Origin of the sequence: Falsiruegeria mediterranea M17 (assembly GCF_900302455.1) — a bacterium.
GTDB lineage: Bacteria > Pseudomonadota > Alphaproteobacteria > Rhodobacterales > Rhodobacteraceae > Falsiruegeria > Falsiruegeria mediterranea.
This window is the reverse complement of record NZ_ONZG01000005.1, coordinates 1-16,869: the sequence shown is the minus strand read 5'-3', so window position 1 is coordinate 16,869 and position 16,869 is coordinate 1. Positions and strand designations below refer to the sequence as shown.

Below are 16,869 nucleotides of genomic sequence, written 5' to 3'. Positions count from 1 at the left end.
CTCTTGTCATCCTGCCGCGTCGATCATTCAGAGGTTTCGACAACCATCAATTCGCGTTCTGATGCATCACGCGCATGGCTCAACGCCTCTTGGTACTCGGGCGAGTTGTAGCAATCGACCGCCGCATCAACGCTCGGAAAGCGCGCCACTACATTGCGGGGACGTTCCTTGCCTTCGAGCTGAACAAACCGGCCGCCGCGCGCGATGAAACTGCCGCCATGTTTGGCAATCGCGGGCCCTGCCAGTTCTGCATATTTGCCATAGGCCTCGGCGTCGGTGACGGTCACATGTGCGATCCAAAGTGCGGGCATGGGTGTTCTCCTTAATGTGCTTTCCGGCAGCTTACGTCATCTGCCGGAAAGACCAACCCGTTTTTGACCAGTTGGTCAAGCTTGCAGAACAGCCTCAGCCGCCTTGATCGCCGCATCGGCGTTCGACGCATCCTTGCCACCGCCCTGGGCCATATCGGGACGGCCACCGCCGCCCTTGCCGCCCAGCTCAACCACGGCCGCCTTGACCAGATCCACCGCCGACACCGTATCGGTCAGATCCTTGGTCACGCCAGCTGCCACAGCTGCTTTGCCGCCAGCATCCGCGATCAGCAGAACCGCGCCCGACCCCAGACGTTCCTTGTGCTCGTCGATCAGCGCAGGCAGGTCTTTGCCCGACACACCGCTCAGGGCTTGGGCCAGGAATTTGACGCCATTCACGTCCCGCGCCTCGGCACCGCCGCCCTGCCCCGCACCACCGGCCATGGCCAGTTCGCGGCGCAGGCTTGCAACCTCATTCTGCAGCGCCTTGCGCTCATCCATCAACGCTTTGACACGATCTGCGGCCTCAGCCGATTGCGCCTTTAGCATGCCGGTGATCTCGCCCAGAAGGGACGCTTCAGCCGACAAGTGTTCAAACGCGGCTGCACCGGTCAACGCCTCGATACGACGCACACCAGCCGACGACGCACTGTCGCCCAGCAGAACAAAAGTGCCGATATCACCGGTCTGCTTGACGTGCGTACCACCACAGAGCTCGATCGAGTAAGTGCTGCCGTCCTGCCCCTTGCCGGTCTCGGCCTGACCCATGGACACAACGCGCACCTCATCCCCGTATTTCTCACCAAACAGAGCCTGCGCGCCAATACCGCGCGCATCATCCGGCGTCATGATCCGGGTTTCCACGGTCGAGTTCTGACGGATGAAACGGTTCACATCGGTCGCAACCTTGCCCAGTTCCTCTTCGCTCAATGCCTTGCCGTGGCTGAAATCAAACCGAAGACGATCAGCGGCATTCAACGAGCCGCGCTGCGCTACATGATCCCCGAGGTGTTCGCGCAGGGCTTCATGCAGCAAATGCGTGGCAGAGTGATTGGCACGGATAGCCGACCGGCGGGCATGATCCACCTCCAACTCGACCGGATCGCCTTTGGAGATCGCGCCGCGTTCGACGGTCACCTTATGGGCATAGATCTTGCCATCGGCGAACTTCTTGGTGTCCTCGACGAGCGAGACTTCGTCCCGGTTTTCCAAACGTCGAATCACGCCACTGTCGCCTACCTGACCGCCGGCTTCACCATAAAATGGCGTCTGGTTCACGATGATCCAGCCGGTGCCCCCCTCGGCAATCTTGTCGGTCAACGCACCATCCGCAACCAGGGCCATTACCTGACCTTCGGCCTTTTCGGTGTCATAGCCCAGGAAATCAGTCGCATCGCTGGCATCCAGCACATCAAACCAAACCGCATTGTCCGCAGCTTCACCCGAGCCTGCCCAGGCAGCACGCGCCTTGGCCTTCTGCTCAGCCATGGCCGCATCAAACCCGTCAGTGTCCACCGTGCGCCCAACTTCGCGCAACGCATCCTGCGTCAGGTCCAACGGGAAACCATATGTGTCGTACAGTTTGAAGGCAGCCTGCCCCGACAGCGGCGCACCTTCGTCCAAGCTGTCCAACTCGCTGTCCAGCAAGTTCAAACCGCGGTCCAACATTTTTTTGAACCGGGTTTCTTCCTGCTGCAACGTCTCCTCGATCAGCGCTTGCGCCTGACCCAGCTCCGGATAGGCCGCACCCATCTGCTGCACCAGCGCGGGCACCAGCCGGTGCATGACCGGATCTTTGGCACCCAGCAAATGCGCGTGACGCATAGCGCGGCGCATGATCCGTCGCAGCACATAGCCGCGCCCGTCACTTGCAGGCATCACGCCATCGGCAATCAGGAACGAAGTCGAGCGCAGGTGATCTGCGATCACCCGATGATGCACGTTCTGATCCCCATAAGGGTCGACGTTGGTGACATCAGCGCTGGCTTCGATCAGCGCCTTGAACAGATCCGTGTCATAATTGTCATGGCTGCCCTGCAGCAGAGCACCTATGCGTTCCAACCCCATGCCGGTGTCGATCGACTGCATGTCGAGCGGCACCATAGAGCCATCTTCGAACTGCTCGTTCTGCATGAAAACGATATTCCAGATCTCGATAAACCGATCGCCATCTTCTTCGGGAGAGCCCGGAGGGCCACCCCAGATATGGTCGCCGTGGTCATAGAAAATCTCGGTACAGGGACCGCAAGGGCCGGTTGGCCCCATCTGCCAGAAGTTGTCGGATGTGTCGATGCGGATGATCCGATCCTCGGGCACGCCGACTTTCTTCCAGATCTCAAACGCTTCGTCATCGGTATGATAGACCGTGGTCAGAAGGCGCGACTTGTCGATCTCGAAATCTTTGGTGATCAGTTCCCAAGCAAAAGGGATCGCCTCATGCTTGAAATAGTCGCCGAACGAGAAGTTGCCGAGCATCTCGAAAAACGTGTGGTGGCGTGCGGTGTAGCCCACGTTGTCGAGGTCATTGTGCTTGCCACCTGCCCGCACGCATTTCTGTGACGTGGTGGCGCGCTTGTAGTCGCGGCTTTCCAGACCGGTGAACAGGTTCTTGAACTGCACCATCCCTGAGTTTGCGAACATCAGCGTCGGATCGTTGCGCGGCACCAGCGGGCTCGAGGCGACAACCTCATGCCCTTGCTTGGCGAAGTAGTTCAAAAAGGTCGAGCGGATATCATTCAGCGTGGCCATCAGGTTCTCTCGGCGGCGGGGAAAGTGTTTCCGTGCAGGTGTATCGCCACGGTTTCCGACTGTCCACAGGCCGCAATGCCGCAAACGAAACAAGACGGCCCCAAAGGCCGCCTTGTTCCGCGTGTTCTCAGCTCTACTTCAGTGCCGGGAGATAGGTCACCACCCCCCAAAGCGACCATTCACGCTTCCAGGATATCGTCATCCGTCGCTTCACCAGGCGGCATGTCAAAATCCAGCCCATGTGCAGCGCGGATCTTGTCTTCGATCTCAAACGCAACGCGATTGTTGTCTCGCAGGAACTGCTTGGCGTTTTCGCGACCCTGCCCGATACGCTCGTCGCCATAACTGAACCAAGAGCCCGATTTCGCGACCACACCCGCCTTGACGCCCAGGTCCAGCAACTCACCCATTTTAGAAATACCTTCGCCGTACATGATGTCGAATTCCACCTGCTTGAACGGCGGTGCCACCTTGTTCTTGACGACTTTCACACGGGTCGCGTTGCCGACAACCTCGTCGCGATCCTTGATCTGACCAATCCGGCGGATATCCAGGCGCACCGAACTATAGAATTTCAACGCGTTGCCGCCAGTGGTGGTTTCAGGCGAGCCGAACATGACGCCGATTTTCATCCGGATCTGGTTGATGAAGATCACCATGCAGTTCGAACGGCTGATCGAGCCGGTCAGCTTGCGCATCGCCTGGCTCATCAACCGGGCTTGAACACCAACGCTACTGTCGCCCATGTCGCCTTCAAGTTCGGACTTGGGTGTCAATGCGGCCACCGAGTCGACGATCACCATGTTCACCGCCCCGGATCGCACCAACGTGTCGGTGATCTCCAGCGCTTGTTCGCCAGTGTCGGGCTGAGAAATTAAAAGCTCATCCAAGTCAACGCCCAACTTGCGCGCATATAGCGGATCCAGCGCGTGCTCCGCGTCGACAAATGCGCAAACCCCGCCGCGTTTTTGCTGTTCGGCGACACAATGCAGCGTCAGGGTTGTCTTGCCCGAACTTTCCGGGCCATAGATCTCGACAATCCGGCCCATCGGCAGGCCACCGATCCCCAGCGCGATGTCCAGTCCCAGTGAACCGGTCGAGCTGGCTTCGATCTCCTGGATGGCGTTGCCATCACCCAGCTTCATGATCGACCCTTTGCCGAACTGCCGCTCGATCTGGGCCAGGGCGCTGTCCAACGCCTTTTGCTTGTCCGCGTTCTGCTTGCTGCTCATTGTTAGAAGATCCGCCATTGTCTCGTTCGCCTTCCTTATTGTCATAGCCTGCCGCAGGCGGCAATCACTGCTTTGTTCCCCTCTTGTTCCTTATGAGATCAAAAGAGGAACATTTCAATTAAAATCTTACCTGCCCTACTTTTTCCGAATTGTATTAACAGTAGGTTTACGGCATTTTCTGACTGAAGTTGCGATGAGAGGTGCCCAGCAAATGCTTGTTTTCTACAAAGAAAGACTGGCTTTCCTTGCCGTTCCAAAAACGGGAACGACCGCCTATCAGTCCGCGCTCAGGACCCGCGCCGACATCGTGATTGCGAATCCCCCCGAGCTGAAACATGCGCCTGTCTATCGCTACAACCGGTTCTTTCGACCGATGTTCGACCGGGTTTGTGGCGTCGAGATGGAAACCTTGGCCGTTATTCGCCACCCGCTCAGTTGGCTGGGCAGCTGGTATCGCTACCGACGTCGCGAAGGCATGGAGGGGCACAAGAACTCCACTCATGATGTCAGTTTCGATACATTTGTGGACGCTTACCTTAGGGGGGATCGCCCAAGTTACGCCAATGTTGGAAGCCAACTCAAATTTCTGGAAACGCGTCCAAACGGGACAGGAATCACCTTTTTGTACAAGTATGAAAACCAGCCTGGCCTAAATGCCTTTCTCGAAGAGCGTTTGAAGGTTCGGTTGAACCTGTCTCGGGAAAACGCCTCTCCTGAGATGGAGCTTTCCTTGTCCCAAGGCACCAGGAACAAATTGGAGCGCAAATTGCAGCAAGAGTTCGAACTGCACGCAAACGCTTTGTGATATTAGACACTCAATGAAGTTGCTGGTGCACCGTCTCGGTCAGTTGGTTCAACGAGAAAGGCTTGGGCAGGAAGACCGAGTTTGGAATGTCAGGGTCACAATCCCCGAATGCCCCCTCGGCATAGCCCGAAACAAACACCACGCGAACCTGCGGTCGTTCTTTCAAAGCTTCGCGCACCCACGTTGGCCCATCCAGGCCAGGCATAACCACATCCGTCACAAACACATCCACCGATAGATCCGGGTCTTTGAGTGTTTTCAAGGCATCTTCAGCGGATTCAGCCTCCAGAACTGTATATCCCCTCAATCTCAATGCTCGTGAAGCAAAGGCACGCACGGGGGCTTCATCTTCGACCAACAGGACAACTCCTTCTCCATGTCGGGCGGCCGGATTTTTCTGGTCTTCCTTTGGTTGGGTTTCGATCCGTTCGGATTGGTCATGGACCGGGAAATAGATGATGAATTCGGTTCCCTGCCCTTCGACGCTGTCTACAAAGATGTACCCGCCCGTCTGTTTGATGATTCCGTAAGCAGTTGAAAGGCCCAATCCCGTTCCTTCGCCCGTACGTTTGGTGGTGTAAAATGGCTCGAACACGTTTTGAATCTTGTCCGGCGCGATGCCGATGCCCTCATCACGAACCTTGACGGTCACGTATTCGCCTGGCGGCAAAGTTGCTCTGTCCCGTTCCAGAGCGTTGTCCAGGTGGACGACTTCGGTTTCAATCCGGATTTCACCGCCTTGCGGCATCGCATCACGGGCGTTGACAACCAGGTTCATAAGCACCTGTTCAAGCTGGCGTTTGTCGGCTCTGACCGGCTTCAAAACCGGATCATGGCTAAGTGTCAGCGTGACTTTTTCACCCACAAGCCGGTTCAACAGATGGGTCAGATCGGACAGCGTATCGCGAAAATCCAGAGTTTCCGGGCGCAACGTCTGCTTTCGTGAAAACGCCAAGAGTTGTCCAACCAATGCAGCTGCACGATTGGCATTCTGATTGATCTGGACCAGATCGCCATAGTCCTGGTCCCCCTGATCATGGCGCAACAACAACAGATCGCAATGCCCGGAAATTGCGGTCAAAAGATTGTTGAAGTCATGCGCCACACCGCCGGCGAGCTGGCCAATGGCTTGCATCTTCTGGCTTTGAACAAATTGGGCTTCGAGCGTTTTGAGTTCTGTTGCGTCGTTCAATACGGCGATCAGCCCGGTGTTCCCGTTTTCCGAAGTTCGACTGAGCGTAACTTGGACATAGACCTCTTTGTCTTTCCGCGACAACCTAAGGAATTCCGATTTTTGCACGGCCACGCCCTCGGCCACATCCCGCAGCCAATCCTCGATCGGCCGCCCCAGACCTTGCATGAACTCACTGATATGCATTCCGCCTGCGACTGCGTTCCCCAACAACTCTGAAGCCAGCCGGTTTGCTTCCCTTACTTCTCCATGTGCCGCAATCTTCAACATCGGCACTGGCAGGGTGTTGAACCCTTCTTCTCTTTCTGGCCGATCCAGATTGCGGACCGTCATCAGATACAGCTCGCGCCTGACCGGGGACGTGCCGTGTTCCCCCACGACGACCGAGACAATTCCCGTCGATGTGGTGATGTCCTGTACCTGACCAGGTTCGACCGGGGTAGAGACAAACAGACGATCCAAGGATTTCACCCGTTCCCCCACCATCTTTCGGGCAGCCTCATTCATGAACAGGACAGCGCCGGAACGCCCGACGGTCAGCATTGGAACATGACAGGTATCACCGCCGCTCCCCCAACCGGATCGATCCGATACCTCCTCTACCCGCCACAAAAGACCGCCATCCGCCAAAGAGTGCACCCTCAAACGGATGTGTCCACGTCGGGTCACGATATCTTCGGCAGCATTTCCGTCCATGCGAGCGCGCGACTGGAGCCGAAACAAAACAGCGGATGGATTCGCAAAAATCGAGCGCAGCGTCGCTGCCAGCGTATCCGCTTGATCGTCTGAGAACCGAACGCGCGCCGCGGAATTCCGGGTCAGGATCAACCCTTCGTCATCGGTCACGAAACTTGGGCTCACGTCCTTTTCAATGAACCCCGCCAGCATGTCCCGCGCCATTGAATGCGCAGCCGAGACCCGATGCCCCCAGACCCCCAAAACAACGGCTACGACGGTCATGCTGCCTGCGGCGGCAATCAACACCCGATCCACCAAGTCAGCGAACGGGCCCCAAACTCCGGTCACAGCCAGCACCAATGCCAACAACATGACGGCAAAGATACGCGCACCACTTGGGCTCCGCTCCGGAAGGTCGGGGGTGATCGAGGCGCTGAACGCGGACAAGGCGCGACTCCATTCGAGTTTCTTTGACAGTATTTCGCGCCACAAGGGTTAAGCCCTGCTTAACGAAATGAAACTCTACTCTGAGTTGTTACTTAAGTCAAAGCACCCGCGAAAGCAGTGCAACAAAGAAACCATCAGCACCGTCCAGAACGGTCCATGCCTGACTGAACCCCAATTCCCATCCAGAATTTTTGTCAAGAAACGCGTTTACGCGACCGGAGTTTTCGGCGCTCAGAGACGAACATGTCGCATAAGCAAAAGCACCGTCTGCACAAGTGAACTGACTGGCCTTTTCGATGACTTGCAGCTGGGTTTCCAGCAGTTCCTCAAATCTCGCTGGTGTAAGCTGCCACTTACCTGCCGGAGCTCTCCGCCACGATCCACTTCCCGAGCATGGCGCGTCTGCCAAGACCAGGTCAAACTTTCCGGCCTGGTCAAGCTCACCCGGTGACAGCACAGTAACCTTGGCCTTCGCACGGGACGCGCGTTCGGGCAAATCCCGCATCCGTTTCGGCGCAATATCGTGCGCAAAGACATCAACGCCAGCATGCGCGGCCAAGGCCAGGGCCTTTCCTCCGCCGCCAGCACAGTAGTCGAGCACCCGCATACCCGGTTCCAGCGGCAGAGATTCGACCACAGCCTGGCTGGCCGCGTCCTGCAATTCTATCAAACCCGATTTATACGCTTCGCTTTGATGGACGCGACGCGCGCCTTCGACAACTTCCAAGGCGGTCGAAGCCATAGGATGCGGACTGCAGTCAATTCCTTCTGCGGCCAGTTTTTCGATCGCTCTCTCGCGACTGGTTCGAGCAACATTGACTCTCAGGTGAACCGGTGCGCGCGTTTGCATGACTTGGGCCGCTTTGGCAGCCTTGTCTCCAAGGCTCGCACTGAATTCCGGCCACAACCAATCCGGAAGGTCTGCCGCTTCCGGCCCGTCGAGAGGCGCCCGCCCCCCTGCTCGCTCTGCGTCCGACAACTCGGCAGGTGCGTGAGGCGCCGCATTGAACATGTCTTCGGGGGAAACGCCGGTTCGACGGCACAATCCTATCATCAGGTGTCGGCCACTGTCGCCTCCGCCCAATGCGGCAAGGGACCGGCGTTGGCGAATGACATCGAACACATGATCCCGGACGGCCGCCCGATCCTTGGAGCCGGCATAGCGGCTGCGCCGGGCCCACCCGGTCAAGGCCTTCTCGACGGGGCCCCCGGCGCCTATTTCATCCAGGATGGTAATCGCGGTTTGAACGCGCGCCGCCGGGGTCATGTCCGTTGCCTCACATGATGCGGTAGTTGGGGCTTTCGCGGGTGATCTGCACGTCGTGCACGTGGCTTTCTTTCAGACCCGCGCCGGTGATTTTGACAAAGTTGCAGTTGCGCCGCATCTCATCGACCGTGGCACAGCCGGTATAGCCCATGGCCGCGCGCAGGCCTCCCACCAGTTGGTGGATCACTGCACTGGCCGGGCCTTTGTACGGCACCTGCCCTTCGATCCCTTCGGGCACCAACTTGTCGCTGGCCGCATCCTTTTGGAAATAGCGATCGGCCGAGCCGCGGGCCATGGCACCCAGAGAACCCATGCCACGATAGGATTTGAACGAACGGCCTTGATACAAGATCACCTCGCCCGGGCTTTCGTCCGTGCCCGCAATCATCGACCCGACCATGGCGCAGGACGCACCCGCCGCAATCGCCTTGGCAAAATCGCCTGAGAACTTGATGCCACCATCAGCGATCACCGGCACGTCTCCTGCTGCCGTCGCGCAATCCATGATCGCGGTCAGCTGAGGTACGCCCACACCGGCAACCATGCGCGTGGTACAGATCGAACCCGGCCCGATGCCCACCTTGATCGCGTCAGCTCCGGCGTCGATCAACGCCCTGGTCGCCTCACCAGTTGCGACGTTGCCCGCGATGATCTGAACTTCGTTCGACAGTGCCTTGGCGCGCTTCACCGCGTCGATGACACCGGCCGAGTGGCCATGCGCCGTATCCACGACAATGATGTCGACGCCTGCGTCCACCAGCATCTCGCTGCGCGCAAAACCGCTGTCCCCGACCGAGCTGGCCGCAGCCACGCGCAACCGGCCCAGCTGGTCCTTACACGCCGTTGGGTTCAGCACCGCTTGTTCGGTGTCCTTGAGTGTCAGCAGACCGGTCAACTTGCCATCAGCATCCGTCACCAGCAGTTTTTCGATCCGGCGAGCCTGCATCAATGACTTGGCCTCGTCCCGATCGGCAGGTTCGCGCAAGATCGCCAAATTCTCCGACGTCATCACCGCCTTGATCGGCGTGTCGTCGGAGGTGGCAAAGCGCATGTCGCGGTTGGTCACGATGCCTACAACGCGGCCTGCTTCGTCCACCACGGGGAAGCCGGTGAAGTTGTAACGCTGCACCAGCGCCTTGGCATCGGCAACCGTCTGCTCTGCACGCAAGGTGACCGGGTTGTAAACGATACCAGATTCGAAGCGTTTCACTCGGCGCACTTCGCGCGCCTGTTTGTCCGCGTCCAGGTTCTTGTGGATCACACCAATGCCACCTGCCTGGGCCATGGCAATGGCCATACGCCCTTCGGTCACGGTGTCCATGGCCGAGCTGAGCAATGGGATATTCATCGAAATCGACCGCGTCACGCGCGTGGTCGTATCCGCCGTTGCAGGCAGCACCGACGAGGCCGCCGGCTCCAGTAGAACATCATCAAAGGTGAGCGCCTCACGAATCTGCATTTGTCATCCCCATGCATAACCCCGTTTGACGGTGACCCTATGACATGGATCGAAACCGGGGGAAAGGTCTGGAAACAAGGAAATTGACCCAAGAATACGCCAACCCGCGGGTTGCCCGATGTTTGGGCTGCCTACCGTCTGGCCATCAAGTGCACATCAGGCCGCGCCTGAGGCCGCACCGTCAGCCAATGCACCTCGGTCTGTGGGTTGGCAATGGCGGACATGTCGACACGTTTGTCGAACCAATTCACCACAATTTCGCGGTACCCTTAAAAGACCACGACGCAATAAGCGCCCAAGGTCACATCGCAGCTGTCACGCTCGAGCACGTTCACGATAAACGGGTCCGAGATATTGCGCTGTATCTGGATCATTGCCATGCGCCCCTTGCCCGTCACAACCAGACCGCCAACAAAAACTGCAATCGCAACGCCGATCAGACCAAATCCGGAAAACCCTGCTAACGAGTTGGAAACCTTCAAGCTGGGACCAAAGGCCGCAAATACCTGCCGCCCAACCAACCCCAAAATCGCGATCATCAGGATAATCGTGAATTTTCCGGACAGACCGCTGCGCGCCTCGGAAACCCGGGCCACCAATCCGGAAACGTCGAACCCAAAGTCCATAACAAACCCCTTACTGGTCAAATCTTCTGTCAAATGTCTCTGACGCCACTTAGCGTCTTGATTCTGTCGGGATTGGGGCGGCCATTGCGCATTTTGGCGAAAGATTTCAGACCGGGCGTCCAAAAGGTTAACGTTGCAGGAATCCGGCCACAGAAGCGGGTATTTTTGGTGCTTTTCCCAATCGGCCCTGATCAAAAACTGCATTTCAGGTGCAAGATTTTTTACAAAATGACGCCCACTGACCGAAATATGCCGCCGGACACCTTTCGCTTTGCTGTGAACTTCATATTCTCCGCGACATACGCGGAACCAGAAGGCACCTGAATGAGCACCGATCCTCTTGTCGTTTTCACCCCATCCGGCAAACGTGGCCACTTTCCGGTTGGCACTCCGATCCTGACGGCAGCACGCCAATTGGGCGTCGACCTTGATTCCGTCTGTGGCGGGCGCGGCATCTGTTCGAAATGCCAAATCACCCCGTCTTATGGCGAATTTCCAAAACATGGCGTGACCGTGAAAGAGGATGCCCTTTCTGAATGGAACAAGGTCGAACAGCGCTATGACGACAAGCGCGGGCTGACACCGGGCCGTCGTCTGGGGTGTCAGGCCACCGTGCAGGGTGACATCGTCATCGACGTGCCCCCCGAAAGTCAGGTGCACCGTCAGGTAGTTCGCAAACGGGCCGAAGCGCGCGACATCACACTGAACCCCACCGTGCGCCTATGCTACGTAGAGGTGCAGGAACCGGATATGCACGACCCCTCGGGCGATCTGGAGCGCCTGCGCGATGCGCTGCGCGATCAGTGGCAGGTCGAGGGGTTCGAAATTGCGCTGCCGATCATCTCCAAGATGCAGCCGGTGTTGCGCAAAGGCGGCTGGACCGTCACCTGCCTGCTGCACGAGGCGCCGGGACGCCCTACCCGCCTGCTCGATCTTTATCCGGGACTACATGAAAACAGCATCTACGGGTTGGCCGTCGACCTAGGCTCGACCACCATCGCCGCGCACCTATGCGATCTGGCAACTGGCGAAGTCGTCGCGTCCTCTGGTCTCATGAACCCGCAGATCCGCTTTGGCGAAGATCTGATGAGCCGCGTGAGCTATGCCATGATGAACGCAGGCGGTGATCAGGAAATGACCCGCGCGGTTCGCGATGGAATGAACGAGCTGCTCCGCAACATCGTTTCGGATGCCCAGATCGAAGCGCATCAAGTGGTTGATGCCGTGTTCGTCTGCAACCCGGTGATGCACCACCTTTTCCTTGGCATTGACCCCTTCGAGCTGGGGCAGGCACCTTTTGCGCTCGCGACGGCAAACAGCATGAACCTTGCTGCCGCGGAGCTTGGCCTGAACAGCCTCCACCCCTCGGCGCAAGTCTACCTGCTGCCCTGCATCGCTGGTCACGTGGGCGCAGATGCGGCCGCTGTGGCACTGTCCGAGGCCCCTGACAAGTCACAGGACCTGGTGCTTGTCGTGGACGTGGGCACCAACGCCGAGATCCTGCTGGGCAACACCGACAAGGTGCTGGCCTGTTCCTCGCCCACCGGCCCCGCATTCGAAGGCGCCCAGATCAGCTCGGGCCAACGGGCCGCGCCTGGCGCCATCGAACGTGTGCAAATCGATCCCGTGACCAAGGAGCCCAGGTTCCGTGTCATCGGTTCCGATCTCTGGTCGGATGAGGACGGCTTTGCCGAGGCCATCGCCACCACCGGCATCACCGGCATCTGTGGCTCGGGCATCATCGAAATGGTCGCCGAAATGCGCATGGCAGGCATCGTTGACGGCCCCGGCTTGATCGGAAACCCCGAGCAGACCGGCACCGAACGCTGTTTCCTGGACGGTCGTACCTATTCCTACAAGGTCTGGGATGGCAGCGCCGATGGCGGCCCGGTGATCACTGTCACCAACCGCGACATCCGCGAGATCCAGATGGCCAAGGCCGCGCTTTATTCCGGCGCACGGCTGTTGATGGACAAATTTGGCGTGGACACCGTGGACCGCATCGTGCTGGCCGGAGCCTTTGGCGCCCACATCAGTCCGAAACACGCGATGGTTCTGGGCATGATCCCTGACTGTGAGTTGGGCAAGGTCACATCGGCGGGCAACGCCGCAGGCACCGGCGCGCGCATCGCGCTTTTGAACAGCAAGGCCCGGACCGAGATCGAGGATACCGTACGCGCCATCCACAAGATCGAGACTGCGATCGAACCGCGGTTCCAGGAGCATTTCGTGAACGCCTCGGCCATCCCGAACTCGGCCGAACCCTTCCCGATCCTGGCGACCGAAGTCACTCTGCCAGAGGTGAATTTCAACACCGGCGCCGAGGCTTCGGCGAGCTCTGGCGGCCGCCGTCGCCGTCGTCGCGGCTGAGCCTGATACAAACCGTCAAGCGGGGTCATTCTCGCTTGACGTCTCTAGCCCCAAGACATAGTCACCTCTGCAGAGCGCGGGTATGGTGAAAAGGTATCACGCGAGCTTCCCAAGCTTAAGTTACGGGTTCAATTCCCGTTACCCGCTCCAAGACCGCATCTCTCAAAGCCCAATAAAACAAGGCGAAAGCTGCTGTGGCCGCAAACGAAGGCCGTTTCACTTCGCCTCAATTCGCCTCAGACCACCGTTTGCGTCTGGGGGAAATTTGGAGAAATCTTGGAGAAATCCGGGTTTCGGACTGCAAAGAGAGAGACCGACCAAGACCAAGACCAAGACCAAGACCAAGAAGGCCAAGGCCAGAACCGACCTGTCCACACCTGAAAGCCGCGAGGCCCTGCCGCCCCGCAAAGCGCCCTAGGCCGTGATCACCGGCGGCAAGGGCAATGCCATCCTGTACTACGTCGGCGCAACAGGTGCCCGGTGGGGCATCCGAACTGTCTATGGCGACCGTGTCGTCGCCGATGCGGGCGACATGACCTATGCAGAGGTGATCGCCCGCCTTGAGGCCACCAAGGCCGCCGAGGCGGCCGCCATCGCCAAGGTGATGGATCCGTCCGACACGCCCGAACGAGAGGCCAGCACGATCACCTTTGGTCAGGCGTGGGACGACTACGTCCAATGGGCAGAGGCGTCCGGCAAGACACCCGTCGCCATGCGCACCATCCGCGCCTATGGCACCTACTTCGACGGCATCCGCGACTGGCGCGTTGCAACCACCTCGCTGGCCGCCCTGAGCCGGTGGCGCGATGGTCTGGTGGGCACCACCAGCAGTGGCAAACGCAAGCGCACGGCCAACAGCGTGGCCAAGGCGGTGTCCGCATTGCGCACCCGCCCTGACCCGGCGCGGCCTGACAAAGGTGGGTCAATGGGTCGACCTGAAGGCGGGCGTGCAGAAGTTTCAGCCCAACCGCACCGAGGTTGTCCCGCTGGTGGGCGACCAGCGGGACACCTTCGTGACGCACATCATGGCTGAAGACGCCAATACGGGCGCCTTCGTGCAGGTGCTGGCCCTGACCGCTGCGGCCCGGGCCTATATCAGCCGTCTGGCCGCTGGGCGGGCCGGTGATGAGCCTCTGGTGCCGGGCGGGCCGTGGTCTGCCGACCGCTGCCGTTATGCCACTGCGCGCGCCGCTGACGCGGCGGGGTGCCGGGTGCCACGTTGTACAGCCTGCGCCACGGTTTCGTCACAGAAGCGCTCTATGCGAACGTGCCGATCGTGACCGTCGCCAAATCCTGCGGCACGTCCGTCCAGATGATCGAGGCAACCTATGCGCACGCCATGGCCGAACGTGACGTTGAAGTGTGGTCTGCGTTGGGCACGCAGTTGCGTGTGGTTGGGGCTGAGACATGAAGCTCGAAACTATTGATGAAACCCTCTCGGCAAAGGCGGAAATCCTGCGGCTACTGCCAGCGTCATACAGCTGGCTAATCATCCGCCTGATCCAGCTGGCGGAAACCACTGACCTCACAGCTGAGGATCGACAGGAGGCGGCCCTGAAGCTGGTTCTCAGCATGCTCAACGACATTCCCGTCCTGAATGCCGACGGTCGCCTGCTGGCCCCGCTTTACGAACTGCTTGATGATCACATGAACAATCCCAAAAACGGCGGAAAGCCACATCGGCACGGCGCGCTGCAGGCGGCGGGAATGGCTTATGTCGAAATCTGCAAGGAAAATGGCGAAGCTGTCGGGAAGGCTCAGGAGCATGTTGCGAAAACGATGCGTGAGGCTGGATGGTCAATAAAGCCGGCGGGCGTCGAGAAGTGGCGCACAGGGAAGATCGACGAACAGCTCCGGGCGAAAATTCTGTGGCAGAAGAAACTGATGGCCCTGCATGTACCCATTAAAGTGAACGCCGATTCGTTGCCAGCGGGTCGGGCCAAGGATCTTTTTGACGATCTCGCCCAAACTTTTTCACGAAAAGAGCGATAAAAACCGCTAATCCCGAAAACCCCCTTATGGCTTTTCGGGACCGATGCAGGAGACTTAAGGGGCCTAACGCAATCACGCGAAAGGCACCCATATGGGACATCCTGCCCTCGCCGCGTATGACGGCGAAACACTGTCACATGACAGAATTGAACCAGACCGCAGCCTGATGCGCGCTGACGCGGTCTACACGATGCGAGAAGCCGCAGCATTCACCCGGCTGAAATCAGCCGAGCTGCGCGAGCTTCTGGATCGCATCAACATCAAACCCTTCAAGCTTAAAGGCAGCGAGCTGGTCAAAGGCACAGATGTGCTGCGCGCACTGGAGGCTGTCTGATGAATGCCCCCCTGATGATCGATGTAGAGGCGCTGTCCAAGACGCTCAAGCAGGTTGTCGGCGATCAGCTCGACGCCCGCGCCCCTTCCGATCGTGACACCCAGATCAAACAGGCCGAACTGGTCACGGCGATCTTGGCAAAGCCGATCATGGCCCTGCCCGAGGACCTTACGGCGGTCACCGGTTTTGGGTCGACTGCCGCCTACAAACTGATCGGCCGGCCGAATTTCCCTAAGACGTTCAAACTGGGCAAGCGGCGCTACTGCTACCCGGCAGATTTCTTGGCCGCCCTGCCCGGGATCCAGACGGATGAAACGCGTCCAGATAATGAAACGCGTGAAGCCGAGGACTGAGCCCCGGCTTCGACTGCAAAAGAACCACCACCGACCAAAGAGGAGGCCCTCGGTGACAGACATAAGCCATCAGACCCGACCTGTCGAGGTTGCACGCCGCAAACTGGGAACGACCATAGCGCTGCCCGAGGGCGCTGACGCCCGCGCACACGCCCGCCTGCTGGCTGTCTTCGACGGAGATGTCGCCCGCGCCGACCGAGCGCTCCTTGCAGTGGAAGGGGCAAACCAGCCATGACCCGGAAATGGACCCGGAACCTCACCCGCATCGCCCGGCGGTATGGCCGCACAGTCATGAGCGCCCGGTCGGGGCACCTGAAACTGGTTGACCCCGCAGGCCGCCTGCCCGCCATCACCTGCGCTTCGTCGCCGTCATGTCCGCATGCACTCAAGCATGTCGAACGCGACTGCAGGAGGGCGGCCCGATGAAGGATCTAGAGGTTCAGACTGGCCGCGAACGCCTGCCCCCGCGCCGTAGCTCGGTGACCGAGACGATCCTGTGGGGCAACCACGCCATCAACGTCACGTTTGGTTTCAATGCGCACGGGCGCATCGCAGAGGTGTTCGCCGGGAACGGCGACGGCAACGATCTGGCGCACCTGACCAATGACGCGGCGATCGTCCTCTCGATCGCGCTGCAGCAGGGCGTGTCGCTCACGCAGTTGAACCATTCACTGGGGACCGTCCCCGCTTGGGACGGCGCAGATGCACCTGCGTCCCTGATCGGGGCCATCGTCGCCCACGCCATCACACTCGAACAGGAGCTCTGGGCATGACGGACAAGACCGCCCTCGCGCATATCACGCTATTCAAGAAGAACGGCGGTGTCCTGTCGAAACGGATCACGGCCGATCCCGAAACCGGCGCACCGGTTTCGGACGGCAGCGCCTGCATCATGGGCGCCGGGCTTGCCAAGTTGCAGCGGGTCAACTGGTCTTCCCCCACTGAAGTGGTCCTCCGCTATGTTTAGGAAAACGGAGGAAACACATGGCCAACAAGCGACCAAAGCCTGAGGAGATTGTCACGAAGTTGCGGCAGGTTGAGGTTCTGACGGGGCA

17 protein-coding genes and 1 tRNA gene are annotated in these 16,869 nt (G+C 59.2%); 11 read left to right on the top strand and 7 right to left on the bottom strand.

Annotated elements, in window-relative coordinates:
* Positions 1–23: 23 nt before the first annotated feature.
* From TRM7615_RS10805 to recA, 3 genes are all read right to left on the bottom strand, one after another.
* Complete coding sequence (locus TRM7615_RS10805) at positions 24–311, bottom strand: DUF1330 domain-containing protein (RefSeq protein ID WP_108787358.1); 288 nt, start codon at positions 309–311, stop codon at positions 24–26.
* 75 nt (positions 312–386) lie between these two features.
* Positions 387–3,059 (bottom strand): alanine--tRNA ligase, encoded by a 2,673-nt coding sequence (gene alaS / locus TRM7615_RS10800; protein WP_108787356.1) that lies wholly within the window; start codon positions 3,057–3,059, stop codon positions 387–389.
* A 179-nt stretch (positions 3,060–3,238) separates the two neighbouring features.
* The gene (gene recA / locus TRM7615_RS10795; RefSeq protein ID WP_108787354.1) at positions 3,239–4,309 is read right to left on the bottom strand and encodes a recombinase RecA; all 1,071 of its coding nucleotides are present in this window, start codon (positions 4,307–4,309) and stop codon (positions 3,239–3,241) included.
* Between recA and TRM7615_RS10790 the strand changes: the two genes are divergently transcribed.
* On the top strand, positions 4,281–5,096 hold the full coding sequence (locus TRM7615_RS10790) for a gamma-glutamyl kinase (protein WP_306417727.1): 816 nt from the start codon (positions 4,281–4,283) through the stop codon (positions 5,094–5,096). The genes recA and TRM7615_RS10790 overlap by 29 nt on opposite strands.
* 10 nt (positions 5,097–5,106) lie before the next feature.
* Here TRM7615_RS10790 and TRM7615_RS10785 read toward each other — a convergent pair whose 3' ends face one another.
* From TRM7615_RS10785 to TRM7615_RS10770, 4 genes are all read right to left on the bottom strand, one after another.
* Positions 5,107–7,413 (bottom strand): hybrid sensor histidine kinase/response regulator, encoded by a 2,307-nt coding sequence (locus TRM7615_RS10785; protein ID WP_235824064.1) that lies wholly within the window; start codon positions 7,411–7,413, stop codon positions 5,107–5,109.
* Between the two features lie 97 nt (positions 7,414–7,510).
* Entirely contained in the window at positions 7,511–8,680 is a 1,170-nt protein-coding gene (locus TRM7615_RS10780) for an RsmB/NOP family class I SAM-dependent RNA methyltransferase (RefSeq protein ID WP_108787350.1), read from the bottom strand.
* A gap of 10 nt (positions 8,681–8,690) precedes the next feature.
* The gene (gene guaB, locus TRM7615_RS10775; protein WP_108787348.1) at positions 8,691–10,139 is read right to left on the bottom strand and encodes an IMP dehydrogenase; all 1,449 of its coding nucleotides are present in this window, start codon (positions 10,137–10,139) and stop codon (positions 8,691–8,693) included.
* A 269-nt stretch (positions 10,140–10,408) separates the two neighbouring features.
* Positions 10,409–10,765, bottom strand: coding sequence for a hypothetical protein (locus tag TRM7615_RS10770; RefSeq protein ID WP_125133669.1), 357 nt, complete (start codon positions 10,763–10,765; stop codon positions 10,409–10,411).
* 324 nt (positions 10,766–11,089) lie between these two features.
* Here TRM7615_RS10770 and TRM7615_RS10760 point away from each other — a divergent pair, with 324 nt between their 5' ends.
* The 10 genes from TRM7615_RS10760 (at position 11,090) to TRM7615_RS10715 (ending at position 16,781) form a co-directional block, all read left to right on the top strand.
* A complete protein-coding gene (locus TRM7615_RS10760; RefSeq protein ID WP_108787342.1) occupies positions 11,090–13,135 on the top strand; it encodes an ASKHA domain-containing protein in 2,046 nt (681 codons plus the stop codon).
* 76 nt (positions 13,136–13,211) lie between these two features.
* Positions 13,212–13,285, top strand: a tRNA-Gly gene (locus TRM7615_RS10755).
* A gap of 271 nt (positions 13,286–13,556) precedes the next feature.
* Positions 13,557–14,168 (top strand): hypothetical protein, encoded by a 612-nt coding sequence (locus TRM7615_RS10750; protein WP_108787340.1) that lies wholly within the window; start codon positions 13,557–13,559, stop codon positions 14,166–14,168.
* A 186-nt stretch (positions 14,169–14,354) separates the two neighbouring features.
* Positions 14,355–14,546, top strand: a complete 192-nt coding sequence (locus TRM7615_RS10745; protein WP_165821414.1) for a hypothetical protein — start codon at positions 14,355–14,357, stop codon at positions 14,544–14,546.
* Positions 14,543–15,127, top strand: a complete 585-nt coding sequence (locus TRM7615_RS10740; RefSeq protein WP_108787336.1) for a hypothetical protein — start codon at positions 14,543–14,545, stop codon at positions 15,125–15,127. The genes TRM7615_RS10745 and TRM7615_RS10740 overlap by 4 nt, the downstream gene beginning before the upstream one ends.
* A 91-nt stretch (positions 15,128–15,218) precedes the next feature.
* On the top strand, positions 15,219–15,461 hold the full coding sequence (locus TRM7615_RS10735; protein ID WP_108787334.1) for a hypothetical protein: 243 nt from the start codon (positions 15,219–15,221) through the stop codon (positions 15,459–15,461).
* Positions 15,461–15,814: a helix-turn-helix transcriptional regulator gene (locus tag TRM7615_RS10730; protein WP_108787332.1), complete on the top strand. Its 354-nt coding sequence runs from the start codon at positions 15,461–15,463 to the stop codon at positions 15,812–15,814. The genes TRM7615_RS10735 and TRM7615_RS10730 overlap by 1 nt, the downstream gene beginning before the upstream one ends.
* A 52-nt stretch (positions 15,815–15,866) precedes the next feature.
* Complete coding sequence (locus TRM7615_RS10725) at positions 15,867–16,049, top strand: hypothetical protein (RefSeq protein WP_108787330.1); 183 nt, start codon at positions 15,867–15,869, stop codon at positions 16,047–16,049.
* A 187-nt stretch (positions 16,050–16,236) separates the two neighbouring features.
* Positions 16,237–16,587 carry a TSCPD domain-containing protein gene (locus TRM7615_RS10720; protein WP_108787328.1) on the top strand — a complete coding sequence of 117 codons (351 nt, stop codon included), beginning with the start codon at positions 16,237–16,239 and terminating at the stop codon, positions 16,585–16,587.
* The gene (locus tag TRM7615_RS10715) at positions 16,584–16,781 is read left to right on the top strand and encodes a hypothetical protein (protein ID WP_108787326.1); all 198 of its coding nucleotides are present in this window, start codon (positions 16,584–16,586) and stop codon (positions 16,779–16,781) included. Before TRM7615_RS10720 ends, TRM7615_RS10715 begins: the two co-directional genes overlap by 4 nt.
* Positions 16,782–16,869: the final 88 nt, after the last annotated feature.

What these genes read in the sequence shown, in the direction of transcription:
- TRM7615_RS10805 (WP_108787358.1), bottom strand. Translation starts at nt 311, where the DNA reads ATGCCCGCACTTTGGATCGCACATGTGACCGTCACCGACGCCGAGGCC.
- alaS (WP_108787356.1), bottom strand. Translation starts at nt 3,059, where the DNA reads ATGGCCACGCTGAATGATATCCGCTCGACCTTTTTGAACTACTTCGCC.
- recA (WP_108787354.1), bottom strand. Translation starts at nt 4,309, where the DNA reads ATGGCGGATCTTCTAACAATGAGCAGCAAGCAGAACGCGGACAAGCAA.
- TRM7615_RS10780 (WP_108787350.1), bottom strand. Translation starts at nt 8,680, where the DNA reads ATGACCCCGGCGGCGCGCGTTCAAACCGCGATTACCATCCTGGATGAA.
- guaB (WP_108787348.1), bottom strand. Translation starts at nt 10,139, where the DNA reads ATGCAGATTCGTGAGGCGCTCACCTTTGATGATGTTCTACTGGAGCCG.
- TRM7615_RS10770 (WP_125133669.1), bottom strand. Translation starts at nt 10,765, where the DNA reads ATGGACTTTGGGTTCGACGTTTCCGGATTGGTGGCCCGGGTTTCCGAG.
- TRM7615_RS10760 (WP_108787342.1), top strand. Translation starts at nt 11,090, where the DNA reads ATGAGCACCGATCCTCTTGTCGTTTTCACCCCATCCGGCAAACGTGGC.
- TRM7615_RS10740 (WP_108787336.1), top strand. Translation starts at nt 14,543, where the DNA reads ATGAAGCTCGAAACTATTGATGAAACCCTCTCGGCAAAGGCGGAAATC.
- TRM7615_RS10735 (WP_108787334.1), top strand. Translation starts at nt 15,219, where the DNA reads ATGGGACATCCTGCCCTCGCCGCGTATGACGGCGAAACACTGTCACAT.
- TRM7615_RS10730 (WP_108787332.1), top strand. Translation starts at nt 15,461, where the DNA reads ATGAATGCCCCCCTGATGATCGATGTAGAGGCGCTGTCCAAGACGCTC.
- TRM7615_RS10720 (WP_108787328.1), top strand. Translation starts at nt 16,237, where the DNA reads ATGAAGGATCTAGAGGTTCAGACTGGCCGCGAACGCCTGCCCCCGCGC.
- TRM7615_RS10715 (WP_108787326.1), top strand. Translation starts at nt 16,584, where the DNA reads ATGACGGACAAGACCGCCCTCGCGCATATCACGCTATTCAAGAAGAAC.